Source organism: Pseudomonas sp. NFIX10, from assembly GCF_900111955.1.
Lineage (GTDB): Bacteria > Pseudomonadota > Gammaproteobacteria > Pseudomonadales > Pseudomonadaceae > Aquipseudomonas > Aquipseudomonas fluorescens_AA.
The window spans coordinates 117,882-138,907 of sequence record NZ_FOKH01000004.1 but is presented as its reverse complement, the minus strand read 5'-3'; the positions used below and the strand labels follow the sequence as shown (position 1 = coordinate 138,907).

At 57.9% G+C, this 21,026-nt stretch carries 18 protein-coding genes and 6 pseudogenes; 11 read left to right on the top strand and 13 right to left on the bottom strand.

The genetic code is table 11. The annotated features are described in order from the left end of the window. Positions 1-38: 38 nt before the first annotated feature. Complete coding sequence (locus tag BM321_RS05420) at positions 39-1,487, top strand: APC family permease (protein ID WP_092441798.1); 1,449 nt, start codon at positions 39-41, stop codon at positions 1,485-1,487. Positions 1,488-1,553: 66 nt separating this feature from the next. On the opposite strand, the pseudogene BM321_RS05415 reads toward BM321_RS05420, so the two are convergent. Continuing rightward, a pseudogene (locus BM321_RS05415) lies at positions 1,554-1,883 on the bottom strand (winged helix-turn-helix transcriptional regulator); the annotation flags it as partial. A 95-nt stretch (positions 1,884-1,978) separates the two neighbouring features. On the opposite strand from BM321_RS05415, the pseudogene BM321_RS05410 reads away from it, so the two are divergent. Then, positions 1,979-2,290, top strand: a pseudogene (locus BM321_RS05410) (12-oxophytodienoate reductase); the annotation flags it as partial. Positions 2,291-2,367: 77 nt separating this feature from the next. On the opposite strand, the pseudogene BM321_RS31200 reads toward BM321_RS05410, so the two are convergent. The 10 genes and pseudogenes from BM321_RS31200 to BM321_RS05365 all read right to left on the bottom strand — a co-directional run. Next, positions 2,368-2,577: pseudogene (locus BM321_RS31200) on the bottom strand (methyl-accepting chemotaxis protein); the annotation flags it as partial. Positions 2,578-2,658: 81 nt separating this feature from the next. After that, positions 2,659-3,651: pseudogene (locus tag BM321_RS05405) on the bottom strand (PAS domain-containing protein); the annotation flags it as partial. A 113-nt stretch (positions 3,652-3,764) separates the two neighbouring features. Continuing rightward, positions 3,765-4,442 (bottom strand): energy-coupling factor ABC transporter permease, encoded by a 678-nt coding sequence (locus BM321_RS05400; RefSeq protein ID WP_092326447.1) that lies wholly within the window; start codon positions 4,440-4,442, stop codon positions 3,765-3,767. Positions 4,443-4,502: 60 nt separating this feature from the next. Then, on the bottom strand, positions 4,503-4,928 hold the full coding sequence (locus BM321_RS05395) for a nitrile hydratase accessory protein (protein ID WP_256573374.1): 426 nt from the start codon (positions 4,926-4,928) through the stop codon (positions 4,503-4,505). An 8-nt stretch (positions 4,929-4,936) separates the two neighbouring features. Next, a complete protein-coding gene (nthB, locus tag BM321_RS05390) occupies positions 4,937-5,590 on the bottom strand; it encodes a nitrile hydratase subunit beta (RefSeq protein ID WP_092441795.1) in 654 nt (217 codons plus the stop codon). A 19-nt stretch (positions 5,591-5,609) separates the two neighbouring features. Further along, the gene (nthA, locus tag BM321_RS05385) at positions 5,610-6,242 is read right to left on the bottom strand and encodes a nitrile hydratase subunit alpha (protein WP_092441794.1); all 633 of its coding nucleotides are present in this window, start codon (positions 6,240-6,242) and stop codon (positions 5,610-5,612) included. A 76-nt stretch (positions 6,243-6,318) separates the two neighbouring features. Next, on the bottom strand, positions 6,319-7,833 hold the full coding sequence (locus tag BM321_RS05380; RefSeq protein WP_092441793.1) for an amidase: 1,515 nt from the start codon (positions 7,831-7,833) through the stop codon (positions 6,319-6,321). 227 nt (positions 7,834-8,060) lie between these two features. Then, positions 8,061-8,585, bottom strand: a complete 525-nt coding sequence (locus tag BM321_RS05375; protein WP_092441792.1) for a group I truncated hemoglobin — start codon at positions 8,583-8,585, stop codon at positions 8,061-8,063. Between the two features lie 106 nt (positions 8,586-8,691). Further along, positions 8,692-9,558 (bottom strand): transporter, encoded by an 867-nt coding sequence (locus BM321_RS05370; protein WP_092441791.1) that lies wholly within the window; start codon positions 9,556-9,558, stop codon positions 8,692-8,694. Positions 9,559-9,645: 87 nt separating this feature from the next. Then, positions 9,646-10,701 carry an aliphatic aldoxime dehydratase gene (locus BM321_RS05365; RefSeq protein ID WP_092441790.1) on the bottom strand — a complete coding sequence of 352 codons (1,056 nt, stop codon included), beginning with the start codon at positions 10,699-10,701 and terminating at the stop codon, positions 9,646-9,648. 563 nt (positions 10,702-11,264) lie between these two features. Between BM321_RS05365 and BM321_RS05360 the strand changes: the two genes are divergently transcribed. Further along, positions 11,265-12,200, top strand: coding sequence for an AraC-like ligand-binding domain-containing protein (locus BM321_RS05360; protein WP_092441789.1), 936 nt, complete (start codon positions 11,265-11,267; stop codon positions 12,198-12,200). 81 nt (positions 12,201-12,281) lie between these two features. Here BM321_RS05360 and BM321_RS31195 read toward each other — a convergent pair. After that, positions 12,282-12,380 (bottom strand): annotated as a pseudogene (locus tag BM321_RS31195) (sulfatase); the annotation flags it as partial. Between BM321_RS31195 and BM321_RS31190 the strand changes: the two are divergent. Continuing rightward, a pseudogene (locus tag BM321_RS31190) lies at positions 12,376-12,507 on the top strand (histidine kinase dimerization/phospho-acceptor domain-containing protein); the annotation flags it as partial. The pseudogenes BM321_RS31195 and BM321_RS31190 sit on opposite strands and share 5 nt — an antisense overlap. A 149-nt stretch (positions 12,508-12,656) precedes the next feature. Here the strand turns inward: BM321_RS31190 and BM321_RS05345 are convergent. Continuing rightward, complete coding sequence (locus BM321_RS05345; protein ID WP_092441787.1) at positions 12,657-13,586, bottom strand: LysR substrate-binding domain-containing protein; 930 nt, start codon at positions 13,584-13,586, stop codon at positions 12,657-12,659. A 121-nt stretch (positions 13,587-13,707) separates the two neighbouring features. Between BM321_RS05345 and BM321_RS05340 the strand changes: the two genes are divergently transcribed. From BM321_RS05340 to BM321_RS05310, 7 genes are all read left to right on the top strand, one after another. Beyond that, positions 13,708-14,589, top strand: a complete 882-nt coding sequence (locus BM321_RS05340) for a fumarylacetoacetate hydrolase family protein (RefSeq protein ID WP_092441786.1) — start codon at positions 13,708-13,710, stop codon at positions 14,587-14,589. Positions 14,590-14,624: 35 nt separating this feature from the next. Beyond that, positions 14,625-15,194: a VOC family protein gene (locus BM321_RS05335; protein WP_092441785.1), complete on the top strand. Its 570-nt coding sequence runs from the start codon at positions 14,625-14,627 to the stop codon at positions 15,192-15,194. Beyond that, positions 15,187-16,770 (top strand): bifunctional 3-(3-hydroxy-phenyl)propionate/3-hydroxycinnamic acid hydroxylase MhpA, encoded by a 1,584-nt coding sequence (locus BM321_RS05330; RefSeq protein ID WP_092441784.1) that lies wholly within the window; start codon positions 15,187-15,189, stop codon positions 16,768-16,770. Before BM321_RS05335 ends, BM321_RS05330 begins: the two co-directional genes overlap by 8 nt. Positions 16,771-16,784: 14 nt before the next feature. Beyond that, the gene (locus BM321_RS05325) at positions 16,785-17,717 is read left to right on the top strand and encodes a 3,5-dioxohexanoate:acetyl-CoA acetone transferase (protein ID WP_092441783.1); all 933 of its coding nucleotides are present in this window, start codon (positions 16,785-16,787) and stop codon (positions 17,715-17,717) included. Positions 17,718-17,851: 134 nt separating this feature from the next. Next, entirely contained in the window at positions 17,852-18,958 is a 1,107-nt protein-coding gene (locus BM321_RS05320; RefSeq protein ID WP_092441782.1) for an aromatic ring-hydroxylating oxygenase subunit alpha, read from the top strand. Between the two features lie 27 nt (positions 18,959-18,985). Beyond that, complete coding sequence (locus tag BM321_RS05315; protein WP_092441781.1) at positions 18,986-19,540, top strand: cupin domain-containing protein; 555 nt, start codon at positions 18,986-18,988, stop codon at positions 19,538-19,540. A 49-nt stretch (positions 19,541-19,589) separates the two neighbouring features. Beyond that, the gene (locus tag BM321_RS05310; RefSeq protein WP_092441780.1) at positions 19,590-21,020 is read left to right on the top strand and encodes an amidohydrolase family protein; all 1,431 of its coding nucleotides are present in this window, start codon (positions 19,590-19,592) and stop codon (positions 21,018-21,020) included. Positions 21,021-21,026: the final 6 nt, after the last annotated feature.

Below are 21,026 nucleotides of genomic sequence, written 5' to 3'. Positions count from 1 at the left end.
CCTACAGCGTCTGCCTCATACGATAAGGTCAAGAAAACATGAGTGTACCTCTGCTGGTCAATAGCTCCACGGAGCTCAAACGTGGGGCCCTGGGTGTCGGCTTCATCATCTTCTTCGTGGTTTCGGCGGCGAGCCCCTTAAGCGTCATCGCCGGCGGTTTCCCCATCGGCATCATGCTGGGCAACGGCGCCGGCACACCGGCGTTGCTGCTCCTGGCCTTGCTGGTGTTACTGGCATTTTCGGTGGGCTACACCACCATGTCTCGGCACGTGACCAACGCCGGCGGTTTCTATGCCTTCACTTCTCGCGGCCTGGGTGGCCTGGCCGGCGGCGCGGCGGGGGTGCTGGCGATGTTTGCCTACAACATCCTGCAAGTCGGACTGTATGGCATGTTCGGCGGCGTGGTCAGCGGCACGATGGAAAGCGTCTTCGGCCTGGTATTGCCCTGGTGGTCGTACTCGCTGATGGCGATGGCGAGCATCGCGATTCTCGGCTATCGCAAGATCGACCTGTCGGCCCGGGTGCTGTCGGTCATTGTGATCGCCGAATACCTGGCGATCCTGCTCCTGGATTTCGCCATTCTCAGGACCGGAGGCGACAGTGGGATCAATCTCGATTCGTTCGATCGCAGCCATGTGTTCAGCGGCACGCCGTCCATTGGCTTACTGTTCTGCTTTGCGGCGTTCATCGGCTTCGAGGCCACCACCATCTATGGCGAGGAGGCCAGGAACCCGCAACGCACGATCCCGATTGCCACCTACTGTTCGGTTTTGCTGATCGGCGGGTTCTACGCGCTGTCGGTCTGGTCGATGGTGATTGGCGTGGGCGCGGACAAAATCGTCTCCACGCTTCAGGCCTTGCAGGACCTGACGACGTTTATCTATGGCATGTCCGATCACTTTGTCGGCCCGCACCTGACCCAGGTCATCCGCGTGCTGTTCATGGTCAGTATCTATGCCGGGCTGCTGGCGTTCCACAATGCCGCGGCCCGTTACTTCTATGCCATCGGCCGTGACGGTTTGTTGCCCAGCCGGTTGGGCACCACCCATCGCGTCCACCAGAGCCCGCACATGGGCTCGGCATTGCAGAGCCTGATCTCCGCCGTGGTGGTACTGATTTTCGCCGCCATGGATGCCGATCCGATCCTGCAACTGTTCGCCTGGCTGTCCAACCTGGCGACGCTGTGCGTGATTTTGCTGATGGCGCTGACTTCCGCAGCGGTCTGGGTCTTTGCCCAGCGCCACCCTGAACTCAAGCTGGGGATCTGGCGTGGGCGGATTTTCCCGGGTTTTTCTTGCGTGGCGTTACTGGCGGTCCTGGTCATTGCGGTGGTGCATTTCGATGTGCTGACCGGCGCCAGCAAGGCCTTGTCATATGGCCTCTGCGCGATCATTCCCGTGGCCTTGCTGGCGGGTGTGTTTCTGGCGGCGCGACTGCGCAAGGTGGCACCGCAGCGGTATTTGGGGTTGGGGAGTCATAAGCTCTAGACGGCCCATTTTGGACAAATGGGTCAGAAACTGTGTGCATCCCTTGTAGCTTGGTGGCTAACCGAATCACTCCGCCAGCTTGAACTCCGCGGCCTCGTCAAACTTCGACCGGGCCGCTTCAACCTCGGGCAGTTTGTCGAGCGTCCATTTATGCAATTCGCGAAATGGCTGCTGCAATGTTCGACCCAGCGGGGTGATCTCATACTGCACTGCCACGGGCGAGAACGAAATGATCTGGCGCGAGACGAGACCATTGCGTTCCAGCCGCCGCAGGCACTGGGTAAGTGCCTTCTGGGGGACGCCCTCCAGGCGATGTTTGATAGCGTTAAAGCGATGCGGCCCGTCATCAAGTACCGCCAGAACCATCATTGACCACTTATCCGCGATCTGGTCGAACCAATCGACTGGGCTTCGATACTGTTGAGATCCAAGGACCCATGGCTATTTGATCGGTCAGTTTTTCTGTCTGGTAGCAATCTGCGCACCGACCGCCTGAGTTTCCCGAAACTGACGGTGAGAACGGGTTGAGCTGCGCGGGCTGGGCGAAGAAAGTCACTGGCGCCACAACCATCAGCGTCGGTTCGGTTGGGCTGGAGAATGGTGTCACTAACGCCTTCGCCGGCAAGGGATCAATCCCTGCGAGTCTGGATCGGCTCATAGAGCGTATGGAGCGCGGAGAGTTCGATCTGATCGCAGTAGGGCGTGCGTTGCTGAGTGACAAGGATTGGGTCGCCAAGGTGGAAAGAGGCGATTACGCGGAACGGAAGGGCTTCAATCCGGCCTCTTTAGCTGAATTGGTTTGAGTTGCGGTGTGGCCCGGGTTTACGCGCAGGCCACACGTTCAATGTAATGAAAATGGACGCGCAGCTTGAACTCAGTACCTCTCGATCATGTCGGCCGCCTGCTGGGTGGCCTGGCTGGTACGGGTGGCCAGCTTGCGGACCTCGTCGGCGACCACTGCGAAACCCCTTCCGGCTTCACCGGCTCTGGCTGCCTCTATCGCCGCGTTCAAGGCCAACAGGTTGGTCTGTTTGGCGATGCTTTGGATGGCGGCGACTATCTGCGTCAGCTTGGCGAGGTTTTCCTGCATCGCTTGATGCTGACGTTCCTGAGTCTGGCGCAACTGGCTTTCCTCGCGATGGGAGTGCACGTCGGTGATCGCCCCCACTGTACGTAAGGGCGTGCCGTCGTTGCTTCGCTGGGTCTGACCTCTGCCTCTGAACCACCGGTACTCGTCGTTGCGGTGCTTGAGGCGGTAGGTCACATCGAAGGGTGTTCGGCCGGAGCGGTCGGCGACATGCTCGACAAACGCTTGCACGGCACGCTGGCTGTCTTCGGGATGCAGGCGGGACAGCCAGCTTTCGAACACATTGGGAAACTCTTCGATGGTTTCGTAGCCGAGCAGGCGACGCATCTGTGACGAGAACCAGATGACGTTATGCGGATTGGCTGGATCGCCTGCGACGATATTGATATCCCAGAGTGCGTCCTGGATGCATTCACGGGAAATATCGAAGCGGGCCGAGAGCATCGCGAATTCTTCGTCTTGCATGCGCTGTGTGTGGATGTCGCGCAGCAGACCGACGCTGATCTGTGGCAGCCCCCGTTCGTCACGGAGCGTTTCGCCGCAGATCCGGACCCAGCGGTATTCTCCCGAGAGGTTCGCGAGGCGCACCTCCACCTGGTAGGGAGCATGCCCGCTGCGATCGGCAAGGTGATGGGCCAAGGCATCCAGGTTGGCCTGGCGGTCGTCAGGGTGAAGGCAATCGTTCCAGGGCCCTAGACAGACGGGGAGATCCGCTTGGGTGGGCAGGTTGCCGAACCATTGCAGTACTGCATCGCGTGCGGGCTGTTGGCGGCCATCGAGCTGCAATTTCCAGAGCAGCTCACCCGACCCGCCTGCCGCCAATTGCCAAAGTTGTTCTTGATCATGCAACCGCGTTTCGTATTCACCCAACTGAAGCTTGAGGCGTTGCAGTTCAGCATTAAGATCGACCACGCTGGCCCGGAGCGCCGTGCGATCGGCGAGCAGGCGCTCGATGCCCGCCAGTACCCGTCGCAGTGATGGATCCTTCGTCGCTATCGATATTTCTTCGCCGTCGGGCTGTTCCAGCCGGTCGCCGAGCCGCTTCAATTCCTTGCGGGTGCTATTTCTGAAAAACATCAAACACCTCTGGTTCGCTCACGAGGTTTCGGGGCGGTTCTCGCTCTTGATGCCCCCGAGCATCACGGTCTTCGAATGCCCGGGGACAGTCTGGCCTGGAGGAGTCTGTCGACTCAGGCGGCCTGGTACAAACGGCGTTCAAGCAGCGTGCTACCACGCAGGCGATGTGTTGCCTTGGCGCCGGCCAGCACGGCCAGGTCCAACAGCGGTTCGAGGATGACGACGGTCATGTAGGCACTGCCGAAGGTCAGAATTGACAGGGCATTTTCTGCTGTGAAGCCTCGCCCGTAGAAGGCCCAGAAGGCAACCCAGGCGACAATGCCCCCCTGGAAGGCGGTCGACAGCCCCAGCGCTTGTCTATAGCTCAGCTCCACATACGGCGTGTTTGGCGCGATGACGCGTTTCGCCAGGGCGGTAACTGCGAACAGCGGTACCAGGAGGGTAGTGACGTTCATGCCGTATTGCGGCAGGTCGAATGGCGCGAAGAACAGACCCTGGATCAGCAGCCCCAGGGCCAGACCCGCTGCCGCAGGTGCGGCGCCGAACAGCAGAAACAGCGTTGACCCGAGGATGAGATGGACCTCGGAGACGCCGACGGGATGGTGCGGTAGTAGCTCGAAGAAGCTGAATACCAGGGCCGTGGCAGTGACAGTGCGAGCCAGCAACGAGAAGGCACCACGCTCGCTCATGGCCTGGGCAGCGAGTTTGAGGGTGTAGGCGCCGGCACCTGCGGCAGTGACATAGCTCAGCCAGAGTTTTCCAGCTTCCACCAGGTTAGGTTCGATATGCATGGCGATTGCCCCTTGGCCGCTACGCGACCTCGAAAGTAAAAAAACAGGACGACTCCAGCCTCAGCTAGTGGCCCGGCTGATCGCCACCGGCTCGTGCCGCGGCAGGTGTTCGTGGCCGTTTCCATGGGCTGGTGGGCAACTCGCATTGAGCAGCGTGACCGGTTGTCCATGGGGGGTATTCAAGTAAGCTTGCTGCCATTCCTCGGTGCGGCGGGTGATGTCTTCCATGCCCGTTAAACCGAGTGTGGTGACCATTCTTTCCAACGCTGTGAGCCACTGCCGGTAGTAAGTGTCGTTGACGCTTTCTCCGGGTTGCGCCGGGGCAGCCTTGATCTCGTCGCTGAATACCTGCACCCAGTCCTCCCAGGGGAACAGACCGATTTGGTGCAGGTGTACCAGCAGGGAAAAGGCCTCGACCTGCCAAGGTTTGTCGAATACCGGGCCTTCGTCGAGAGACAGGCCGGCTATTGGGAGAATGTGACGCATGCTGGCGCTCATACGGCCTCCAGATAGTTGTCCCACAGATCTATGCAAACACTGTCCGGTCGCGCCACTCCCCACAGTTCTGTCGCACTGAAGCGAACGGCGTAGACCTGCTGGGGTTGTTCGCCGAGACCGTGGGCTAGCGTGTCCGGAGTGGCAAACGCGCCGTGTGCAATCTCGATGGTCCCGACCTTGCCGCGCGCGTAGCGCGGCAGCCGGGTGTGGGTGGTTGGGTTGAGGTTCTTCGTCCGCACCCGGTCACCGACCCGGAAGCGGCCAGGGACGGGTTCCTTCGCCCGGGAAGAGGCGCCTCCGAGCACCACCGCCTCGACGATGTCCGGTGTCAGCACCGTTGGGGGCTGTGCCGGTGAGGTCGGTTTGACCGTGCCCAGCAGTTCGGCCGTGCTGATCACGCCTTTTTCCAGCAGCAGGGTCTCGAAGGCGTGCAGCCAGTGCTCGTAGTAACTCGATTGCAAGTATTCAGCCGGTTCCATGCGTTCAATGGAATGGCGGAACTCGTCGACATTGAAGTGTCCGCCGACGAAGAGCGAGGCGAACAGCGGAAAGATCCTGCGCTCCCAGTCGTGATGGAAAATGGGTTCATTTTCTTCGGTGAGCACCGGGCCGAAACCGTGCATACCGCCTAAGTCGTGTACACCGTTCATGGTTTTCTCCTTCTCGGGGTCAGGCTTCGTCGCCCGGCGTCTTCGGCAGGCCAGTGCCAATCATGGCGTCACGCGTCACCAGCTCGACCAGTCGATCTTCGCTCCAGCCGTCAGTACCGGCCGGACGTTCCGGCAATACCAGATAGCGCAACTCAGCACTGCTGTCCCAGACGCGGACTTCCTTGTCATTGGGAATCATCAAACCGAATTCGGCCAGCACGCTGCGCGGATCGATGACTATCCGTGACCGATAGGGCGCGGATTTGTACCAGACGGGTGGCAGACCCAAGGTCGGCCAGGGGTAGCAGGAGCACAGCGTGCAGACCGTCACGTTGTGCACGGTCGCGGTGTTCTCCACCACGACCATGTCTTCGCCCTGCACGCCGGAAAAACCCAGTTCGGCAATGGCCGCGGTGGCATCTTCCAGCAGCCGATGTTTGTAATCGGGGTCGGACCAGGCCTTGGCGACCACCTGAGCGCCGTTGCGCGGGCCGACCTTGTGCTGGTAAGTGTCCACCAGAGCATCCATGGCGGCTGGGTCGACCAAGCCCTTTTCGATCAACAGGGATTCGAGTGCCTTGACACGCAGGGCGATGGCCTCGGGGGGCTCGGTGTGGTCGTGGTCGTGATGATGTTCGTGGGTATGGCTCATGTATTGGCTCCTCTGAAGTTGATGCTCACTTTCAGTGCTACTTGCCGGTGTTTGCTCGCCAATGCGATGCGCAGGTTCACAACGTCCGCCAATCAACAGAAGCCTCGAACGCGGCTGCAGCCTGATAGAGGGTGCCTTCGGCATAATGTTTTGCGACTAACATCAACCCCACGGGCAGTCCGTCCACCAGGCCACAAGGGATCGACATGGCGGGGTGCCCCGTAATGTCTTGAGCGGCCGTATTGCCCAGCATCTCCAACGCACGCGTGACGGTCTCGGTGATTGAAGAGCCCGGTTCCGGGAGCGGCTGGGCGGTGATTGGCACCGTCGGCATGACGAGCAGGTCATAGGTATGCAACGCCCGGTCATAGGCGTCTCGGGCAAAGCGCGCTATGTTCTGGGCCTTGGCGTAGTAGCGGCCGTTGTAGCGCTCCAGACCGAACTGGCCCACGAACATGCAGAGCTTGAGTGATGGCGACAATGCGTTTGCCTGGTCGCGCCAACCGACCTGTTTGTCCAGCAGGCCCACGTCGTAAAGCCCCTTCCAGTTAAAACCCGCGCCATTGCCGTGCATCATTTGCATGGTCAGGCCTTCACAGCCGATAGGGTTCCATAACGATCCCGCCAGGTTGTGTTCGGGAACCGATACTTCCTCGACCTGCGCGCCCAAAGCTTCCAGCTGGGCGATGGCGCTGCGCACCTTTTCTGCGATACGTGGATCCTGGTTGGCGAGTTGGAAGCCTTCCTGGAGGATCCCGATCCGGAGTCCGGTCACGCCTCGCTCCAGATAATCGCAATAGGCATCGACCTTGGGGGCGGCCTGGCGAGGGTCGAGCCCGTCGGCGCCGGCCATCACTTCGAGCATGAGCGCGTTATCGCGTACGTTGTTCGTCATGGGGCCGACATGGTCGAAGGTGGACTCGATCGCCATGACTCCGGTGTAAGGCACTAGACCCCAGGTAGGTTTCATTCCATAAATGCCGCACCATGCGGCGGGAATGCGGATGGAACCGCCTTGGTCGCCACCGATAGCCAGGTCGACCGCGCCCGTCGCCACAAGCGCCGCGCTGCCCGAAGACGAACCGCCCGTCGTGAAACCATGGCGAAAAGGGTTGTGCACCGGCGCGGGGTCCGAGGTATGGCTACCACCGGAGAGGCAGTAATGCTCGCAGGTGGCTTTGCCGAGGATGGTTGCGCCAGCGTCGAGCAGACGCGTCACCACGGTGGCATCAAACGACGGTACGAAACCCTCCAGTGGTGCGGCGCCGTTCATCATCGGGACACCGGCCAGAGAGATATTGTCTTTGAGCGCGACCGTCTTGCCGGCAAGCTTGCCCGAACTGGCGCCCATCACCTCAGTTCTGTAGTACCAAGCGTTCAGCGGGTTTTCCGTGCTTGAAGGGCGATAACCGGAACTGCGCTCGTAGCGCACCGCAGGGATGAAATCAGGTAACTCATCGACTAGGTCGTAGGCATCGAAACTGGACTGCATAAGCGCCAGGTATTCGCTGGCTTGCTCGGGTGTCAGCTGTATGTGCAGGCGACTGGCGAGATCCTGCACGTGTTCGAGAGTCGGGCGGATGATGGCCATGGGGTGTCCTGTGTCCTGTGCCAACCCGCAGGGGCTGGCAATGTCTGTTCAAACGTCATCTCGGGGATACCCGGGCACGGTGCGAGCCGTGGCCGGGGCTGGTATCAAACTATCGCCACAGATTGAGCCGCGCTTGGCTGAGAAGGACAGTCGCTTGGTTGAGCGGGACTCGCTTGCCCCTCCACGGTAGCCCTTCATTGCTGTGGCTCAGGCTCATGCCGAGGGCATTAGTCTTCGGATTCAGGCGTGGTCTGTTTCCGAGGTGACTTCCCTGGTTTTGGCCAGACAACCCCAACGCTTCTCATGCCTTTGGCGGGGTCCATTTCCGGGTGCGCGAGTACGACGTCCCGATAGGAGGGGCTCCCGATCACCGCCGGTTTGAACTTGATGAGGAAGTCATTGACCTCTTTGCGCAGGTCCGGGGCCAGAGCGTAGTCGTCGTAGCACGCCTCGAGACAATCGAGCACGGCTTGCCAGTGCACCTCGGTCAGCCCCATCCCGCGATGCGCGGTGACCATGTCTCTCCCCCTGTATTTGGCGCTTCCACCCCAGTGCTCGGAAAGGAAATCGACAAAATTGATGTGTTCTTTTTGGAACGTCGATTCCGACATATGGGCCCAGATGTGCCCGATGGCGGGGTGTCCCATTGTTTTTCTCAACACTGCGCCTGCGAACTGATAGATCGCGTCATAGCCGCCAAGACGGGTATAGAGGGAGGGTTGTTGTTCCGTGGTGGGTTGCTGGTCGGTCATTGTCGGGTTACTCCGTTTCGGGTGAGAAGCATCTCGTTAGCCAACTGTCGCGTTGTTGGGCACACGCTTGGTTGATCAGGACAACGGGTGGTAGAAACGGGTGGCTCTAAAAGACCCTGACGTAGCGCAGGTTCATGCGAAAGTTCTCCTTGGGGCCGTTCTCCACCGCAAGGTCGCGTCCAAGTTGCACTTGGAGTTGGTCCTTGGCGGTGAAAAACTTTCTGGCCGTGACGCGAAAGTTGGTGGTTTCCATCCTGTCGTCCTGGTTGACACCATCGACCTGGTTTTCCCCGCCCCAGCTGTGGCCGAAGCCGATAGCCAGCGCACTGGTCTCGTCGGGCATGTAGCGCCCCATTAACTGAGCGCCGTAGGAAACGTCCTGCTCCCGGCGGGCGGAGCTGGCGCCGAAGTCGTTGTTGTCCCCGTACCAGATGGCGTCACCGACGAGGTCGATGGCCCACTTCTCCGTGAAGTGCTTGACGTAAGCGCCCTGGAGATCAACCTTCCAACGGTTCTCGCCAAGGTTGAGCGCGTCGTCTTTGTCATAGTTGCCAGTCGGCACGTACAAGTAGGCGGTCGCACCGAGGGTGTCGTTGGCGTCGTTGAGACGGTACTTGAGCGGCGCAGTGAGAATGAGGTCGCCGATGCCGCTGGCGTCGCCTAGACCAGACGCGTCACCGCCGCCCGAGACATGACCGAAGGGCAACAGGAATTGAGGCTCGATGGTCAGCCGCTCGCTCAACTGATAGACGTGCAGCAGACGCAGAATGCCGACATCGGAAGTCAGGTTGAAATCGGAGCTGGTCTTGTGCCCTTGGGCATAGGCACTGTCCGTGGTGGCGTGCTGGTAGTAGACCACGCCGATGGTCGCTCCCACGGGGAGCGGCTCGTAATCGCCAGGATCCACCTCGAGCGCGTGGGAAGAAAGGCTGGGGAGGAGGGCGACAAGCGACAGGTAGCGGAACTGTTTCATGATCGGAGATCCTTTTTTCGGGCAAAAAGAGCCCCGCTAGCGCCCATCAGGCGACGCGCAGGGCTAAAAGTGGAGTCAGCGATGGAGTCAGGTGGGCGACACTTGCGCGTCGCGCATCATCCCGGTCTGCGGGTGGCAGTTGATGTACTCGAACAGTTGCTGGCTACCGTCCGCTACCGAGACCTCGTGATACAGCCGCAGCTTCGAAAGGCCTCCGATCACTCGGAAGAACGTGGTGAAAATACGTAAATGAGTGGGGTGGGATTCTGCCCAGCGTTCCAGTTTGTCGAGCGATCGCCAGTGACCGATGTCATAGGCGATGTCGAGGAGATTGCCATCCAAGTCGACATTGCGTACGAAGCGGTTGCTATAGCAGCCCAGCGCCTGCCCTTCGTCACGCAGAAAGTTCATGCCGTCTTGCAGTGGCGGCAGCATCTCGTTGAAGTAGAGCGCACGCTCTTCCTCGCCGGCTTCGACCCAGTCTTGTCCGGAGCGGATCAGTGTCAGGTTGTCGTGGCCGCGTACCACGACCCTGCCGCCCTTGGCGGGGTCGCCTGAAATGACGTGTAGTTCGCTGGTCGGCTGCATCCAGTCGGTCTGCGAGATAGCAAAGCGGTCGCGCGCCGAGCCCCAGTAGCCGTGCTCCTCGATCTCGCCGCTGATGCCGTCCATGATCGCACCGACACCTGGCAAATCGTCCTTGAATGCATACAGCGTCTCGAATTGCTCGGCACGTGGTGCGATGACTTCGCGGAAATACCCCAATCCCTCGTTCAGGCGCGCATCGTCGCCCCACCAATCGGCCACGGGCGCTGAAAGTAGCCATCGGTGATAGGCGGCGGGATCACGCCAGTAGCCCACGGCGATGAAGTTTCCATAACCCTGATTGTCGAGGTGGTAGGTCAGGTCGTGATTCCCTGGGCCATCGGCGAGGGCAAAGCTTGCGTCAATGTAGCGCATGGCTTGCAGGGCGGCGGCGCGTTGCTCGTCGCGAAATTGCACCCCGAGGTAAGCCATCACCACTTGCTTCACGTTTTCGTCGGCTCGCCCCACATACATCGGGAAGGGTGGCTGGTAATCGTCGTGAACACGACGGGACAAAGTCCGGGGACATTTGAGGTGTTTATCGATTGCAGATTCCATGGGGGGCTCCTTTATTTCCGTCTCAAACGGACGGTTCGCTGTTCTACATCCCAGTGGATGTCGTTGTTTTGCGGTGGGTACCACTCCATCGGCGTTGCAGCACCAAGGTTCCGAGCAGCACCAGGTAAGTGGCGAACTCTTCGGGTGCCATGTCCCATCTCTGTAAAAACCAGGATGAATCGGACAGTCGCTGCTGTTCTTGTGGATGCATGAGACACCTCATCATTCGTGCTTGTAGGGACACGGCGTGGAGTAAAAATTATCCAGGGGGGATGCAACGTGCTTGGCTCGAATGGACAACCGTTTGGTTAAAAAGGACAGGTAAAAAAAGGCCGGCATCTCAGCGCGCAGCAATGGTGCGGGGCTTGTGGAACAAGAGGGCGAGGCGCCCCGAGAAGTGGCATGGGGAGTGTTGGAAGGATCGACCTATGTAACGCGCAGGCGGCTGTCTTCCAAGGTGTCTGACCGCGGGAATGACGCAATGGCAATGGCCTGCTAATTGCTTGGCTCGCAAAAACGTTACCCCGCTTTTCTTGTTGAAACGCCGCCGCGAGGTGAATGCAATGAGCCAGACCTGTCAGTATTCAACGCTTGCCGTTACGGCCCCTCTCCGGTTCGATTACTGGAAAGAGGTGGTTTGTCACCACTGCCTGGACGCAGACAGCAAACTGCTGGCGCAGAGCGATTTTGACGGGGCGATGGAGGTCCATAGCATGGGCGCGTTGGACATCTGCACGTTATCCGCACCCTTGCATTATTGGGAGCGGTCCGCCCAGCACCTGCGCAGTGATCCCAATGACGATTTGTGGTTGGGCTTCACCAGGAGCGGTTATGGCGAACTGGAGCAGGCTGACCGACGGACGAAACTGGCGGCGGACGATCTGTTTCTTTATGACGCATCCCAACCGTTCAGGTTCAGCTTCGGTGGTACCGATAACCACCTTGTCCGCATTCCGCGACAACTGCTCAGCCAGCGGCTGCCGGGCATAGCGGATTGCACCGCGATGGTTCTGGATGATCGTCGCCCAGGGGTGATTCCGTTACGCGAGATGTTACGCCAAGCCGCGAGTATGCCTTCAGTCTTCCATAACGCAGCAGTATCCAGTCGTTACTCCAGCACCTTGCTCGACCTTCTGGTGGTCAGCCTGGAACTCCAGGATTTAAAGCAGACTCATGACGAGTTGGATCTGCATGGCCGGATCATGAATTACATCCACCAGTACTTGACCGAGGCGGACCTGTCGCTCGAACGCATCGCTCAAGCCCATCATGTCTCCACACGCACGGTGACGCGTGCTTTCGCCCGTCATCAGAAATCGCCGGTCGCGGAAATCTGGAAGGCGCGATTGCTCGCCAGCCGCGACGCTATTGAGCGCGGTCAAGTCCGCAGTATTTCTCAGGCGGCGCTGGATTTCGGTTTCTCCGACTTCTCTCATTTCAGCCACGCTTTTCGCAAGGCCTTTGGCGTCGCTCCCCATACGCTCCTGCGACGAGAGTGAAGGGGGGCGTTCTCTGGGGCACAGTTTCCAACAATCGAAATGTGCCCCCAGTTGGTCGGTCTATCGACTACGCGCTCATCCTGGTGCCGGCTGCTGAATATCCCGGCCCAGCGCGCCATTTCTGAACGGTATACCCGCCATGCCCGCCACCGTTGGCAACAGGCCCACGAGACCGACCGCGCTCAACCGCCTGTTGGATCAGGTGGATGATCTATTGGAGCGCGAGCGCCGCTTCATCGCCGACGCCGGCCACGAACTGCGTACACCCTTGGCAATCCTGCGCATCCACGCCCAGAACGCGCAAAGCTTGGGCTTGGCCATCGTACAGATGATTACTTGTAAAATTGGTTGCACCCTGCAGATTTATAATCGAACAAGTGGGGGCGTATGTGCAGAACTCGGTCTGAACCAGTCCAGCCGCCCCTATAACGCTCTTGCAAACTCGAAATTGGTCATTCAGCGCAATGGTGCTTCCTGCCAGTTTCGCCCTCTGGAATAAAACTCTGCCTCACGCCGAAATGCCATTGCGAGTGCTTCTGCTGCCGGCGTTAGCGGCATCCCCGGACGCTGAATAATACAAGTCGCCGGTCCTCCGACTGGCTCGTTTACTTGCAGCCGCATTAAAACCTGCTGCGTCAAGGACGATTCAACCCACTGCGTTGGAAGGAAGGCAAGCGCATCGCTGCTGGCTAGCAAGCAGAGCAGCGCAATTAAGGATTCGCAACGTACTGAGACCGTAGGAACACGCAAGCCGTATTGCGAGAAAATTTCATTGAACTCGGCGTCCCGAGGACCTACCGCGCCCGTGACTATCCACTTCTCATCGAGAAGTTCACGCAATGAATGTGCGCTTCTGAGTGGGTGGTTACGCCGTGCGACGACACAACGGGTATTCGCGAAGAGTGGCTCCACAACAAACTCGTCAGGCGCGAACGATGCTGGCATCGGTCCGACGGCGAAGTCGAGCGTGCCATCACGAATACCGCGCTGGATTATGGGAAAGGTGCCTTCCATCACTTTTACCACGGCATCTGGAAATTGTTTTCGGAAGTGATCGAGTGCCGCACTCAAGAACATGAGTGACGCAACGCTGGACGCCGCCATGGTTACGCTGCCTCCCGTGGCCCCGCGCATTTGATCCAGCTCCTCTCTGCCGCGTGCCAACTCCCGGATAGCCGCCTCTGCCCGCGCAAGAAATGCAACCCCGTAGGCATTCAGTGTCGAGCCACGCGCGGTACGTTCAAACAGCGGCATACCCAGTTCTTCCTCGAGGCTCTGGATGCTTTTCGACAACGCCGGCTGGGTCAGTTGCAATGCGCGCGAGGCAGCGCGAATGCCGCCTGAATGTGCAATTGAGACGAAATCGCGAAGCTGATGCAGTTTCATAGGAGCTCCCCAGCCAGTTAAGTAGCTGATGTGATAACCATTGGTGATCAGGACGGCGATTTTACTATCTTTGTGCCATTCCCCTAAGCAATTACGGTTGGACCACGTGAAGGGGGACCATATGAAACTTATCAGTTTTGAACGCAATGACAGCAAAGGATTTGGGGCTGTGGTCGGTACATCAGTGTTCGACCTGACCGGCAAGATAGGTCACGCCAGAACCTTGCGCGAGTTTCTCGCCATTGATGGATTTGCCGAAGCCAGCCGTTTGATACGTGCTGGGAAAGTGGACTTCGATATCGGCAATTGCACTCTGCTGCCGGTCATTCCCGATGCCGGAAAAATTATTTGCCTTGGCTTGAATTTCAAGTCCCATGCTGAGGAGGTGGGTAAACCGGTTCCGGCGCAGCCTGTGATATTCCATCGTCATGCGCAAACGCTCAATGCTCATGGCCGTCCATTGCTACGTCCCTTGGTTTCCGAGCAATTGGACTACGAAGGTGAACTCGCCGTGGTTATCGGCAAGGGGGGTGGGCACATTCCCGAGGACCGTGCAATGGAGCACGTGGCGGGATATGCCTGCTTCAACGAGGCAAGCGTGCGGGACTGGCAGAAGCACTCACACCTCTATGGCATGGGCAAGAATTTCCGCTCCAGCGGTGCCTTTGGCCCATGGCTAGTGACCCGAGACGAGATCACCGACCCAAATACGTTGCATGTATGCACTCGGGTCAATGGTAAGCAAGTTCAATTTTTTTCCCTCGGCGACATGGTCTTCAACATCGCGCAACTGATCGCGTATGTCTCTCGTGCTATCGACTGGATGCCGGGTGACGTGCTTGTGACCGGCACGGCGTCCGGTGTTGGATTATTCCAAAGTCCTCCCTGTTTTCTACGCGACGGAGACGTGGTGGAAATCGACATCCCGAGGGTCGGTACGCTTGTCAATCCAGTGCTGGATGAAACGGCGGCGATCGACCTCGAACCCTTCAAAAACGCATAAGCGTACTGTCTATAACCCAGCGCAGAGGCGCCCCTATGTCCATACTCCCGCAAACCCGCTTTGAACACTTTGGTGTAAATGCGATCGACCTTGAAAAAATGGAGGACTTCTACGTCAGATTCTTTGGGTTCCAACCCAGTGATCGCGGTGTTCGATTCAATGGTCAACGAATCGTCTTTCTGACTAAAAGTTGTGACGATCATCATCAGTTCGTACTGATTGAAGGCAGACCCGCTGATGCCACTTACAACCCGATCAACCAGATTTCCTTCGCAGTTCAAAGCCTGGACGACTTGCGTTTGTGTTTTCAGCGGCTCTGCGCCTCGGGTTATGAGGACCTCATGCAGATCGACCATGGCAATGCCTGGTCTCTATACCTCAAAGATCCCGAAGGTAATCCGCTTGAGTTGTTCGTCGATAGCCCTTGGTATACCCCACAGCCTTGCCGCGGCGACCTCGACCTGACTCAGCCCAACGACGAGATCCTGGCAAGAACTGAAGCGCTGTGTCGCTCGCTTCCTGGCTTCGCCACTCAGAAAGAGTGGCGTGAAAGTATGCGTAACCGGTTAGCAAAAGCGGACCAGGCGGACGTAAATCATGTATGACGTAGCTATCGTGGGTTTTGGGCCATCGGGCGCGGTGGCGGCTAACCTGTTTGGACGTGCTGGGCTCAATACATTGGTCCTGGATCGGCTGGATACGGTCTACGACAAGCCACGAGCTATCGCGCTAGACCACGAGATCATGCGTGTTTTCCAGGAAATTGGCGTGCTGGATGCGGTACTTCCGCACGTGGCCCCCTATCCGCCTTCTGAATATCGCGGGGTGCGCGGACCAATCATCAAGAGGCTTGACGCGGCACCGCCACCGTTCGTAATGGGCTGGCCACCCAATTTATCGTTCACTCAGCCTCCAGTGGAGGAAGCGTTACGAAATCACGCCTTGCAACATGACAGCGTGACAGTGCGGCTTGGGAGCGAGGTGACTGCAATTTCGCAACACGCGCAGCATGTAACGCTCGAGGTCCGCGACAAAAACGGCAGCAGTGTAGAAAACGCGCGTTTCGTACTCGGTTGTGATGGCGCTAACAGTACCGTGCGGCGGCTCTGTGCAATACCGTTGGACGACCTCGATTTTGACGAGCCTTGGCTGGTCGTCGATGTCAAGGTGGAGCCAGCGGCACTGGCCGAGCTCCCCGACGTGAACGTGCAGTATTGCGAGCCCAGCCGCCCGGCCACTTACGTGGTGGGCCCCGGTAACCACCGGCGTTGGGAAATCATGTTGCACGAAAGTGAAGACCCGGCATTGATGGTGCAAGATGACCACGTATGGAAACTTCTCGAGCGGTGGGTCAAGCCGGGGCAGGCGAGGTTATGGCGTTGCTCTGCATATCGTTTCCATGCCTTGGTGGCACATACTTGGCGCAAGGATCGAGTGTTCCTTGCCGGTGACGCAGCTCATCAACAGCCCCCATTCCTCGGTCAAGGGATGTGCCAAGGCATACGTGACGTTGTCAACGTCGCGTGGAAGCTGGCTCGGGTGCTACAGGGTGATGCCTCACCTGACCTGCTCGATACTTACCAACTCGAACGCCGTGCTCATGTGCAACGCCTGACCCAAACTATCAAATCCTTGGGCCAGTTTATCTGTGAGCGCGACGAGCAGAAGGCTTTGGCGCGCGATGAAAAACTCATCGCGGAAATGGGCGGCACGTTGCGCACGACATTACGTCAGGATTTGATGCCCGCACTTGAGCAAGGTTTTTTGTCGGCAGTGCCTCATGCGGCGCGCGGCACTTTGTTCCCACAACCCCGCCAGGCGGGGGAGGGTACATTGCTCGACGATGTCGCCGGCACAGGGTTTCGCCTATTTGTCTCGCAAGCGGTATCGACCACGCAATTGGCAACTGTCCAGGATTCGGTTTCTTACATCAATCTTCGCATCGTGCGTGTCATCAACCATGCTGCCAATTCGATGCTGCCAGCCGATCAGGACTACGGTTTCATCGAGCGCGATGGTGTAGTGAGCGCATGGTTCTCACGACACAACTGCGTAGCCGCTCTGGTGCGGCCGGATCACTACGTCTTCGGCGTCGTTCAGGATGGTGAACTCCTGCCGGCACTTTTCGATGAAATCGTCAGCAGGCTGCGCAACGAGCAGCCGCATCTGGCTATCGCCTAGCCTGAGGGAACCTCATGTCGAACAAAACCATCATCAGCTGCGCGATTACCGGTGCCATCCATACGCCGACTATGTCGGAGTACCTGCCGATCACGCCTGAACAGATCATCGCCCAGTCGATCGAGGCCGCAGAGGCAGGAGCAGCCATCCTGCACCTGCATGCACGAGACCCTCATGACGGACGCCCTTCGGCGGACCCGGCGATATTTAAGGAGTTCGTACCGGATATTTTGGCCAGGACCAACGCCGTGGTGAACATTACCACCGGGGGCAGCACCAGTATGACACTGGAACAGAGGCTCGCCTTCCCACTTTTGGCCAAACCCGAAATGGCGTCGCTCAATATGGGGTCGATGAATTTCTCCATTCATCCGGCTGCCACGAAAATCAAACATTGGCGTCACGAATGGGAGCGGCCCTATATAGAGGGCACCGAAGACATAATCTTCCGTAACACCTTTCGCGACATCAAACGAATTTTGCTGGAGTTGGGAGAGGGTTGTGGTACCCGTTTCGAATTCGAATGCTATGACATCGGCCATCTATACAACCTTGCACATTTTGTCGAACAGGGCTTGATAAAGCCGCCGATATTTATTCAATCGATATTCGGAGTTCTTGGTGGGATGGGGCCTGACCCGGAAAATCTGGCGATGGTGCGCAACACCGCTGACCGCCTGTTCGGACGCGGGAACTATCACTGGTCAGTCTTGGGGGCCGGGCGTCATCAGATGCCGCTACTCACGGTTGGTGCCGTCATGGGCGCGAATGTACGGGTGGGACTTGAGGACAGTCTTTTCCTGGGCAAAGGCCAACTGGCGACCTCAAACGCAGAACAAGTACACAAGATCAAACGCATTCTGGCCGAGTTGTCGCTGGACGTGGCCACACCCGATGAGGCGCGTGTAATGCTCGGTCTAAAAGGCGCTGCACAAGTAATGTTGTGAGCAACGATCCCCCGACCAAGTGGCGCATTGAGTCGTGTTTGATGCAGGCACCATTGAAGGGGGAGTCATGCATCGGGTACCGGCTTGGCACTTGCGATATTTCGACACGGCTTCATTAGATTTGGAGAAACGATATGGCATTTCTGCAGAATCGTTGGTACATGGCGGGATGGAGTAACGAGTTCAGTTCCACAACGCTGAAAGCGCGCACTTTAGTTGGCTGGCCCCTGGTGCTGTTTCGAAACGAGAAGGGCGAAGTGTGTGCACTGCATGATCGTTGCCCGCATCGCTTCGCTCCTTTGCATCTCGGTAGCATTATCGGGACCGATCGTATTCAGTGCGGCTATCACGGCCTGGAGTTCAATGGCGCTGGGCGTTGCGTGCACAACCCGCATGGCGATGGGCGTATTCCTGCGGCGGCAGTGGTGCGTTCATTCCCCGTTCAAGAGCGTCATGGCATGGTCTGGTTCTGGCCGGGCAACCCGGAATTGGCCGATTTGCAAGCGCTGCCCGACTATACCAGCATCGATGAGGCGCTTTGTCATGTAAGTCATGGCTACCAGCACGTGAAAGCCAACTACGTGCTGGAGTCGGACAACATTCTGGACTTGAGCCATGTGCAGTTTTTGCATCCTCATACGCTGGGGAGCGGTGCAGTCAGCGCTGCAAAAGCCGAGGTGAGCCAAGAGGGCGAAACAGTACATTGCGTCCGTCGGGTTCAGTCGGAAGATCCAATGCCCTTCGTGCGCATGCATTTTCAATTGGCAGAACACCAACTTGCTGACCGTTGGATGGATGTTCGCTGGGATCCGCCCGCATCAATGCTGCTGACGGTTACTGTTTCCGAGGCAGGGTATCCGCGTGAAGCCGGGCGCACCATTAGGATCCCGCATGTGTTCACGCCCGAAACAGAAACCACTACGCATTACTTTTTTGCCTCGTGCTTCGAGAAACGAACCTACCCGGATGGCGCTGATCGTGCGAAATCCCACCTGCAAGGATTGCTGACCCCGTTCCTCACTGAAGATGCGCCGATGCTAGAAGCGCAGCAGCAAGTCATAGGTGATGCGGACTTCTGGTCGCTCAAGCCCGTGCTGTTGTCGGGTGATGCGGCGGCTGTCCGTGCCCGGCGGGTGCTCGACGGTTTATTGCTAAAGGAGCAAGAGCGGAGTCACACCCCGGGGCACGCTATCCCTGTTATTTCCATTGAAACCACGGACGTGCCTGCTCACCGAGCCTGAACCATCAATAATTAGGAATGCATCAGCATGAGCCACACCAAAACTTTAGCCGTTATTCCGCGTGTCGCCCCCATACGGCGCATCGTTACCGGACACAACGCTCAGGGGCGCGCCATTGTTGTGAGTGATGAGTCATGTCCTCATGTGGACGTGATTATGGGTATCGAAACGTGCGCCACCACAGAGCTATGGACGACCCAAGTTCCAGCAGACAATGCAGTGCAGGGCGATCCGGTGACACTACCGCACCGTATCGCTCCTCCGGTAGGAGGTGCTGTATTTCGTGTGGTCGAGTTTCCGCCTGATCGAGAATGGAAAGATAAGCTACAGGCCGGTCAGAAACTGCTCGATACGGGTGATAAAAACCAATCGACTAATCCGATGCTGCACAGGACTGAATCGGTCGATTTCGTGATGGTTCTTGCGGGGGAAATTTACTCTGTCCTGGACGAAGGCGAGGTCTTGATGCGGGCGGGTGATGTCATGGTTCAGCGTGGAACCAACCACGCTTGGGAAAACCGTTCGGAGCAACCCTGCCGGGTCGGATTTGTATTGATCGACGCAGTACCGATACCCGTTTAGATATTTAGTAACAACGGCCTGTCAAACAATAACAATACGAGAGAATCCCATGGCTATCAGCAGACTCATCAAAAACGCTTGGATCGTCACTAACGACGATGTTCTCGGCGATATCAAAAATGGATCCTTACTCATTGAAGGCGCTTTGATCACTGCGGTGGGCGGGGATATTGTGGCACCACCCGATTGCGAGATCATTGACGGCACTGGGATGATTGTCATTCCCGGCCTGATCGATATGCACAAGCACCTGTGGCAAGGGGCGCTACGCAGCATCTGTGGCGACATGACCCTGCTGGGCTATTTACACATGGTCAGGCAGAAGTTCCTGGCAGTCTATCAGCCTGAAGACTCCCGGCTTGGATCTTATGCCTCTGCGTTGGAAATGATCAGCGGTGGCGTTACTTCGGTGTTCGATCACTCCCATTGCATTGTTACTCCCGAGCATGCGGATGCAACTGTCGAAGGCGTCAAGGATGCAGGTATTCGCGGAATATGGGGCTACGGGTATTGCCCTGTCTATGAAAGTGACGGCTTCGCCACACACGCCAGTCGACTAAGGGACGCTCGGCGTATTCTTGACCAGCATTTCGGCGCCAACGACGGCCTACTCCGTATGGGGATTGCCATTACCGAACAAAGTATGTTGCCGTTCGAGCATACAGAGGCGGAGATACGTTCAGCCCGGGAAATGAATCTCAAGTGGACCGGCCACACGGCTTGCGGTATTGGCACGGCGCCGATCAGCCGTGGCACGAACATGCTGTTTGGTAAAGGTCTGATTGACTCACGTGCCATTCTCTCGCATTGCAATGAATTCGGTTACAACGACTTCATGATGATGCAGGAAACGGGGGCGCATTTTGTGAGTTCGCCCGACACTGAGCTTTACATGGGGATCAACAAACCCGTGAACTTTCTCGACGCGGTCATCTCCGGCGTCAACATTTCGTTGGGTACCGATACGGTTTCGTGCATGACGGGTGACATGTTCGCCATCATGCGAATGGCCATGGTTTTTGCTCGACATCAAATCAATGGCGCAACCGCAGGTGCGATGACCGCAATCGCTGAACAACAGGTCAGCGTCCGCGATATTTTCCGCTGGGCCACGATCAACGGTGCCAAGGCAATGGGCTTGGATCACCTTGTTGGTAGTCTCGTGCCTGGCAAGCAAGCTGACGTGGTCTTGATCAACGCCACGCACCTTAATTTGATGCCGGTAACCGATCCCGTCACCTCGCTGGTTTTGGCGGGAAATGCCTCCAACGTAGATACAGTGTTCATCGCCGGCAAGCTCCGCAAGCGTGGCGGTGTGCTGGTTGATGTAGATGTCAGCAAGCTGGTTAAAGACTTGACTGATTCACAACAGATATTGACTGGTCTTGCGCCCGATAAGAGCGAAGAAACACGGCCGGAGAAACTGGACAGGGACGTAGAGCGCTGGGCGGACCGTCTTACAGAGATATCGACGACATAACCTTGA